The sequence below is a fragment of the Erwinia sp. JUb26 genome, assembly GCF_003751505.1.
In the GTDB taxonomy this organism is placed as follows: Bacteria; Pseudomonadota; Gammaproteobacteria; order Enterobacterales; family Enterobacteriaceae; genus Erwinia.
The window spans coordinates 1-7,129 of record NZ_RJVB01000016.1; the positions used below are offsets into that span (position 1 = coordinate 1).

At 47.9% G+C, this 7,129-nt stretch carries 7 protein-coding genes; 4 read left to right on the forward strand and 3 right to left on the reverse strand.

What is annotated here, in order from left to right; translation table 11 throughout:
• The first annotated feature begins 507 nt into the window (after positions 1 to 507).
• Complete coding sequence (locus EC836_RS24390) at positions 508 to 1,083, forward strand: hypothetical protein (protein WP_233599402.1); 576 nt, start codon at positions 508 to 510, stop codon at positions 1,081 to 1,083.
• On the opposite strand, the gene EC836_RS24770 is transcribed toward EC836_RS24390, so the two are convergent.
• Positions 1,077 to 1,247, reverse strand: a complete 171-nt coding sequence (locus EC836_RS24770; RefSeq protein ID WP_158612813.1) for a hypothetical protein — start codon at positions 1,245 to 1,247, stop codon at positions 1,077 to 1,079. The two genes, EC836_RS24390 and EC836_RS24770, sit on opposite strands and share 7 nt — an antisense overlap.
• A 578-nt stretch (positions 1,248 to 1,825) precedes the next feature.
• On the opposite strand from EC836_RS24770, the gene EC836_RS24395 reads away from it, so the two are divergent.
• Positions 1,826 to 2,458 carry a recombinase family protein gene (locus EC836_RS24395; protein ID WP_086530559.1) on the forward strand — a complete coding sequence of 211 codons (633 nt, stop codon included), beginning with the start codon at positions 1,826 to 1,828 and terminating at the stop codon, positions 2,456 to 2,458.
• 516 nt (positions 2,459 to 2,974) lie between these two features.
• Here EC836_RS24395 and EC836_RS24885 read toward each other — a convergent pair.
• A complete protein-coding gene (locus tag EC836_RS24885) occupies positions 2,975 to 3,121 on the reverse strand; it encodes a hypothetical protein (protein ID WP_199735271.1) in 147 nt (48 codons plus the stop codon).
• Complete coding sequence (locus EC836_RS24400) at positions 3,118 to 3,621, reverse strand: hypothetical protein (protein ID WP_123337978.1); 504 nt, start codon at positions 3,619 to 3,621, stop codon at positions 3,118 to 3,120. Before EC836_RS24400 ends, EC836_RS24885 begins: the two co-directional genes overlap by 4 nt.
• Positions 3,622 to 4,225: 604 nt before the next feature.
• Here EC836_RS24400 and EC836_RS24405 point away from each other — a divergent pair.
• Entirely contained in the window at positions 4,226 to 4,681 is a 456-nt protein-coding gene (locus tag EC836_RS24405; protein ID WP_123337979.1) for a hypothetical protein, read from the forward strand.
• A gap of 69 nt (positions 4,682 to 4,750) precedes the next feature.
• The gene (locus EC836_RS24410; protein WP_123337980.1) at positions 4,751 to 6,250 is read left to right on the forward strand and encodes a hypothetical protein; all 1,500 of its coding nucleotides are present in this window, start codon (positions 4,751 to 4,753) and stop codon (positions 6,248 to 6,250) included.
• The last annotated feature ends 879 nt before the right edge of the window (positions 6,251 to 7,129 follow it).

A 7,129-nucleotide genomic window follows, 5' to 3' on the forward strand; every position in this document is an offset into this window, starting at 1 on the left:
GTGTAGCCCACTCTCGGGAATCACTTCAAGACCTACCGACGAAATCCCCCAATAGGACACGCTACCGCACTGGCTGTTGCCATTAGCGGTGTTTTGCCGTGCCTGACGAACTGGAAGCATGAGAGTGTCATAGTCAGGCGGTAACAGCAGCGGGAGACGGGGAGTCTGATTAATACCCGCAGCGTTGGAGCGACCATCTAAACAGAAAACCGATCATCAGATAGCGTGAGGAATGAGAAAACGCCACGCGTCCCGCAAGGGAAAAAGGCGGATTGATGACAGTAAAAGTGCATGGTGGGATGTCAGGACGCAATCAGGGGATCACGGCAAGGAAACACGCCGATTCTCAAAGCTGGCACGGTTTCGCTACTCTTGGCTTGAGCGTCTTTTTTGTGAGGCTCGTCAGGAGTAGCGGAGCTATGGAAAAATGGGTATCTCCTTGTTTCTTCATCCTTCTCTCCTCGTGTTATCATGCAGCTCTTTCATTGTGTTGTTTCGTGGTGCTGCATGAACAAACTTGAGTTTAACGGTCTTCTTTCTGATATCGGTCCTCTGGCTGCTGACGCTTACTCTCAAGAGATGACTGTACTTTTTCCCGGAACCATTCTTCCAGTTCTTAGCTTTGAAGTCTGTAAGGTGCAGCATTACGGTAAAGCTGGGTCTTGGCCTGATACCTCAGCACAAAAGGATGGGTATGGTGGTTGGTCTTGGGAAGAGATCTACCACAAGTCTAAATATTCCCCTGAAAAGTTTGTTATTGCTGTTTCCAGCAATGGGGTCTTTAGTGGGCTTTTTTCTGGAAAACTACTTGAGACTGAGGTCGAGCTACAGTTTGTGCAGCGCGATATTCGTTGTAATTCACTCAAAGGTTTCATGATCCCAGCGTCTATCACGTACAGTGCGATCTTAGGCCAGGTCATGGGCCGAGATGTTCTTTCTGTGTGTGAGCCTGCACCTGATATTGTTGAACGGTACACCGAAAGCATGAAGGGTGATGTGACTTTTACTTTTGGGCAGAAAGGGGAAGTGATTAGGATGAGTGTGCCGGTTGACGAGGTTGTGTCCCCATCAACCGATCAATAGACGGCTAATTTATACTCGTTTCTTTGTGCAGATACAGCCGGTTCGTTTTCGACGTACAGCACGGCTCTCTTTTCTTCTTTCGAGAGATTAGGAAAGAGAGTAATTCCAGATTTACGCATAGCAGCGATACGCTGCATTGGTGTCATATCTTTAAACGCTTTCATTAGTCTCCTCCTCATGTGCACATCGACACTTGCTTTAAGCTGAGCCGATGTTTCTGCTGGTACCGATTGCAAATTTTCTGCTTACAGAATAAACCGGGTGATGCAGATATTCAACTAAAGGTTGAGTGCTACCTATATCCTAACTTTTCGCTATCTCATCGCAATCCCTTGCAGTGCCTGACTTTCTTGAAATTGCTGACTATAGATACCCTATACTCTAACTGCTGATTCTGAGCTGCATATCGCCGGGCTGATACACCCCCGCCCCCTGCGGCTGGATCGCTATACCCCACCATATGTAAACCGTCGAGCGGAAATATCCTGCCGGGGATTGCACCGTTGGCGCATGTGCTGAGGTGTTAGGCTGATGTTCTCCCCCTTCACGCTTTACCGCCGATCTTTTCAAAATATCTGCCGGTGGGTTGAACGATATGCGGATGTTATACGGTCTGATTTAAGTATACCTAAAGAGGCACTGGTTTATTGAACCAGTCAGGCCGGGAAAAACATTTATTGAACCACTCTTAATAGACTGTTATTATTGAACCACTAAAAGCAGACTGCTAAGGGACACCGCAATGACATCACGTGTTTATGCCTACCTCCGAGCCTCGACTAAAGAGCAGGACGCATCACGCGCCAGAGAGCAACTTGATGAGTTCGCTCATTCTAAGGGTATGACCATTGCCACCTATTTCACAGAGAACGAGTCGGGAGCGTCGTTGCAGCGCCCTGAGTTGTTCCGGTTGCTGGATATCGCACAGAAGGATGACGTATTGCTGGTGGAGCAGGTAGACCGCCTGAGCCGCTTAAAGGCGGACGACTGGCAGGTATTGCGGCAGACCATCAGCAACAAGGGGATCAGGGTTGTCGCGTTAGACTTACCGACCAGCCACCAGCTAATCCAGTCCGGCGATGAGTTTACTAACCGTATGCTGGAAGCATTGAACGGGATGATGCTGGATATGCTCGCCGCCATTGCGCGTAAGGACTACACCGACCGTAAACGCCGTCAGTCTCAGGGGATCAGCAAGGCAAAGGCGGCTGGTAAGTTTAAAGGCCGTCCGGAAGACGCACAGCGCAACGAGAAGATCGCCAGACTGCTGAAAGCGGGTATGTCGTACACCGACATCATGGGAACGGTGAACTGTTCCCGTGCGACGGTTGCCAAAGTGAGCAAGAGTCTGAAAGAGACCGGCATCACTGGCTAATCCGCCTTCCACAATCCAAAGCACCGACCTGAGACGGTCGGACGTATTGAGATCCTCGCCATGTGCGGGGATTTTTTTGTTTTAAAAAGGGTTATTCACGCATTTAATCTGGGAAAACCGGCGTCGTGTAGATCGCTGTGGGCGTTGCTGTGCCTGTTGTCGTCAAATCAGTCATGGGAAATGACCCCAGATATTTTTCATGTGCATATGGCTGGCCCGGTGGAATCGAACCCGGTTAAGCAGCAGTCAGTATTTTCAACTTTGATGCAGAAAACATACGCTGCCCGTCCCCTGTAGAATATTTGCCACGCGCTTTAGCGAGGTAGGAGACACGCTCAAGGTGATATCTGCCGTTGTCGTAATGGCTGGTTACTGCATGAGTCAATATTCCTCCAGTTAATGGTTGATATGTCAGGTCAGGTATTAATAAGAACCAGTACGGTTACTGCGTTCTTGAAGTATCTCCATGCCGTACCACTGCTGGCGTGGAGTCGCACCAATTGCCTGATTTTTCACTCAGAAAAGTTTCGGCGTGGTGGGAACAGATTTATAGCGTTCAGGGTTGGCTTCACGGATTTTTCGAGCTGCGGCAATGGCTCTTTCCAGTGCGTCAGGATCGATGTAAGAAGCGGGGCATAGTGGCCCCTTCTTAGTAACTGTCATAAAGTCGCCCCAGTCAGCAGCATATCTTTGAGGCGTTGGTGCATAGCATCACGCTCTGCTGCTGCGGCTTCCTCTGCACGGAGCTGTGCTTCCTCTGCGGCGTCTTGAACCAGTTTGTCTACTTCATGTTCCAGCGCGGCGGCGAGTTCGTTGTGGTAGCTCTCCTCCACCTGCCGTTTCAGGTCGGTGATCTCCTGCTCTACCAGCTCCGCCGGTTTGCGAAGCGTGATACTCATATTCCCCGTACCGGCAACGTAAACGGACTGTGGGATGCCGATATCGTACCGCCACCCTTCCAATATCCTCTCCTGTAGTTGCTGCATTGCCAGTGCTGCCGGGGCGTTGAACTTCTGCGTAGTGCTGGTGGCATTGTGTCTTTTGACGGCGATATCGATCCGCGCGGCCAGCACGGCTGCGTCGGGTTTGAACCGGGCGGCGGCCTCAGTCATAAACGCCTGTAAATCGCTGCCAGCGGCGCTGTGTGCGGTCTTTTTTGTCATGGGTAAATCCTCTGTAATCGTTGAGTAAAGGCCGTAACGGGCCGCTGGCGCTCTCTGTGGGCGTCATTTGATGTGACCGTGTAGTGCGATCATCTCGTCAGTGTTTGTGTGTACGGATTACGCGTACTCTGTGTAGAAGCTCTGCCCACAAGATTGGCAATGCTGAGGCTTGTTCGGTAGGAACCGAAACCAACGTGTTACTTCGGATCGTCCGAACGTCACACCTGCAAGGTTATTAACCTCAAGCGCCGTCAATGCTCGATATGCAGTAGACAGAGGCAGGTCAAGGCAGTGGCTAACCGTTACGGCTGTCACCGGAGCATCTGCGATATTCAGAAAGTGCAAGACGTTGATCCTTGGAGTTGTCGCGCGTAGGTCAACGGTATTCAGTAGTGTTGCCAGTTGGATACGCTCGTCATCGGTCGGCGATGTGAAAGCGGCTGGCGTGGGCGTTACATGCAATGTGTCTCCTGTTTTTTGTTTATTGGTCTTCGGTTATTTTACCACAAGTCAGTGTAAATGAGAATCGTTATCAGGTATGGGTGGGCTTTTTTTATGTGTATACTACCCAGAGTAAACACAGTGATAAAATGGAAGGTATACAGTGAGTAAACAGACTCAGAATCTACTCAACCTTACACAGGCTGCGGATGCAGTTGGTATCACGAGGAAAACGCTATATTCCCATATCGATAAGGGATTGGTGAGTATTACTCGGCAACAAGGTAAACGATATGTAGATGTATCGGAGCTTATCCGTCACTACGGATCTGTATCCTTGCCAGAAGAAAAAGTAAACGCCGTTACACGGTCACAAAATAAACATGGTGACGATGCAATATCGGCTATGCAGCGTGAGCTGGCTGAGCTGAGAAAGTTGATCGAGAGGCAGCAACTGTTGCTTGAAGATAAGCAAGAGGCTGACAGGCTGCGGGAACAGGTGACCGGGTTGCAGAATGAGCGTGATGTAACTGAGAAAGAGCTGGAGAAAGTTAAAGCTGAGCTTGAGGCGGAGCGTAAGAAAGGGTTTTGGGGGAAAATATTTAAGAAGGTCCCATAGTGGTCTTTTTTGTTGATTTAATTAATGATTTTTAAATTTAAAGTTTTCACTACGTGTTGAGGTTTTTTGATGACTTTAGCGGTTAATTTGAAAAGAACAAAAGTTAAAGACGCAGCAAAGAACGACAGTTTCAAAAGTAATACCTACACCGCTCGCGCCTTCAAAAAAGCTGTTATTAAATACTGCCATGATAAACAAATTGAAGTGACCGATTCGGAAGCAGCGGCGCTGGCTTGTATGATCGATAGTTTCCGGGTCGGTCGTTACACTCATGATCAAGATGACTCTCTCTCGCTAATCAGCTGGGAGTTCAAGCAGAAGGCTTTTGGCAGTGCTAAACGCTTTGAAGATATTAATGCCGTCGCTGACTTTTTTGTCTGTAAAATTAAACATAGCCAGCACTCTAAACGTGCCGCTGGCTGGGTTTTAACTGAGTCTGCGAATCGCTTGGCGGATTCGTTCTTTGCAAAAGTTACCGACGAAGAATTGTCTACAGGTGGGTTAGATACATCGTCTGGTATTCGCTACAGAATCCAACCAAAGGCTGTTTCAAGCACCGCATTTTCTAAGCGTGAATTGCTTAAAGGTTTGTTCGATATCCATAACGTCGTAAAGGTAGACATTGAGTCGTTGTCTCTTCTGTGTGACTCCGCTACTGCTTGGGAGCAGGGAAAGCAATATCCCGATGGTTGTGAGTGGTTGTTCCGTTACTGGCAATCAATCGAGAACAGCAGAAACGAAAAGATTAGAGGAAAAGAAAACGCCCTTAATCACGTGAAGTTAGCTGCAAAGCAGGCTCAGCAGATCATGATTATCGCCAGAGCATCTCCTATCAAATTAAGTTTCCCCATTCGTTACGACACAGTGAGCACTGGACGTCTGTATGAAGCAAGTGCCGGAGTTACTCTGCAAGGCTGCTGCCGTGAAGTTAAACGTGCGGCTTTAAAGGGAAGCTGGGATGTCGATATAAGCAATTGCCATTGGTCTTTACTCCAGCAAATGGCAAACCGATGTGGTGTTCCTACTCCTGCAATCAATAACTACCTGGATAACAAAAAGGCTGTTCGGCAAGAATTAGCGATGGTGTCCGGAACCGATTTTGATGGAGCTAAAACCATCCTGATTGCGCTCATATATGGTGGCCGGGTAACCCCAAACATGAGTGAGCGGTATAGTGAACTTGCCCAGAAAGTAGGTGCTGAGGCAGCAGGATTGGCGAGTAAGTCATCTGTAGTTAAAGGACTGAAAGCAGATTTGAATGCTGCAAGAAAAGCTGTGATTTCTTACTACGAAGAACTTTCAACCAAAACAGGATATCTACTGAACGATGCAGGAAAGCAAATTGCGTCATCCAAAGCCGATAAGTTGAAACTTGCCCATATACTGCAAGGTGCTGAGGTGATGGCCTTAATCGCGATGACGAGTGTGTTAACTGACTCGGTAAGCCTGCTTCAACACGATGGTGTGACTGTCAGAGGTAAGCCTACCGATGAGACAGTCCATCTCGTTGAGGACACCATTAAAGAGCAAACTGGTTTCAGCTTGAGCTTGGAAATAGATGAGTTATGAAGTGTGCTAAATCAAACAAGGAGAATTCCTTGAAACCCTTATGCCTCAACGCTTACAGAGGGATTTGATACGGCTTTTTCGAGGTTAATACATCCCCTCATTATCCCCTATTTATCAATGATTTCACACAATCGGGTCGACAAAGGCCCAAAAAAAACACAACAACCACAACACATGTTCAAAAAAGGATTCACAAAAATCCGGCATGTCAGGTATCAGTAACCACTTAACCACTGAAATGAAAAAACACGTTCTCAGGTGGGAGGTAATCTCAGAATTCGAATTAATTAGCATTCTTTTGCTTTGAGGGGAAAAAGTCATTTTTTACGCCTTTTGGCACCATGATCTGCTGTTGGCGAATAAATAAATACAGTTCAACCAACCATCTCAAGGAGCGAGATATGATTAAAACTGTATTGAAATGGACGATAGCTCTTTTGCTATCAGTCGCGATTTGTTTAGCCGCAGTACGTGGGGCTGGGTTCAGTGCGTGTAATGTCGATGCGTATGGATTCAAAGCTGATCAGGTTAGCTTGGTGTTTTCTTCGGAAGTAGCAAAGGCCCCTGTCTTAACATGCCCAAAGAAAGCGAAGGTAGTTAAGGCTCGTCGGTAAAATTTGGCGGCGGGATCTTCCAGCCAGCCCTATAACGGGGTAAGGTAATGCCCAGAAACGAAAAAACCCACGTTCTCAGGCGTGGGTTTTGACGGGCTAATCAGTTTTCTCAGGACTGATTAACCAGGTAACGTGTTCGGGGGAACAGCGTCACCAAATCAGTAATCTCAGTGTAGCCCACTCTCGGGAATCACTTCAAGACCTACCGACGAAATCCCCCAATAGGACACGCTACCGCACTGGCTGTTGCCATTAGCGGTGTTTT

Excerpts from the sequence above, each read along its gene's own strand:
- EC836_RS24395 (WP_086530559.1), top strand. The coding sequence starts at position 1,826 with ATGACATCACGTGTTTATGCCTACCTCCGAGCCTCGACTAAAGAGCAG.
- EC836_RS24400 (WP_123337978.1), bottom strand. The coding sequence starts at position 3,621 with ATGACAAAAAAGACCGCACACAGCGCCGCTGGCAGCGATTTACAGGCG.
- EC836_RS24410 (WP_123337980.1), top strand. The coding sequence starts at position 4,751 with ATGACTTTAGCGGTTAATTTGAAAAGAACAAAAGTTAAAGACGCAGCA.
- EC836_RS24390 (WP_233599402.1), top strand. The coding sequence starts at position 508 with ATGAACAAACTTGAGTTTAACGGTCTTCTTTCTGATATCGGTCCTCTG.
- EC836_RS24885 (WP_199735271.1), bottom strand. The coding sequence starts at position 3,121 with ATGACAGTTACTAAGAAGGGGCCACTATGCCCCGCTTCTTACATCGAT.
- EC836_RS24770 (WP_158612813.1), bottom strand. The coding sequence starts at position 1,247 with ATGAAAGCGTTTAAAGATATGACACCAATGCAGCGTATCGCTGCTATG.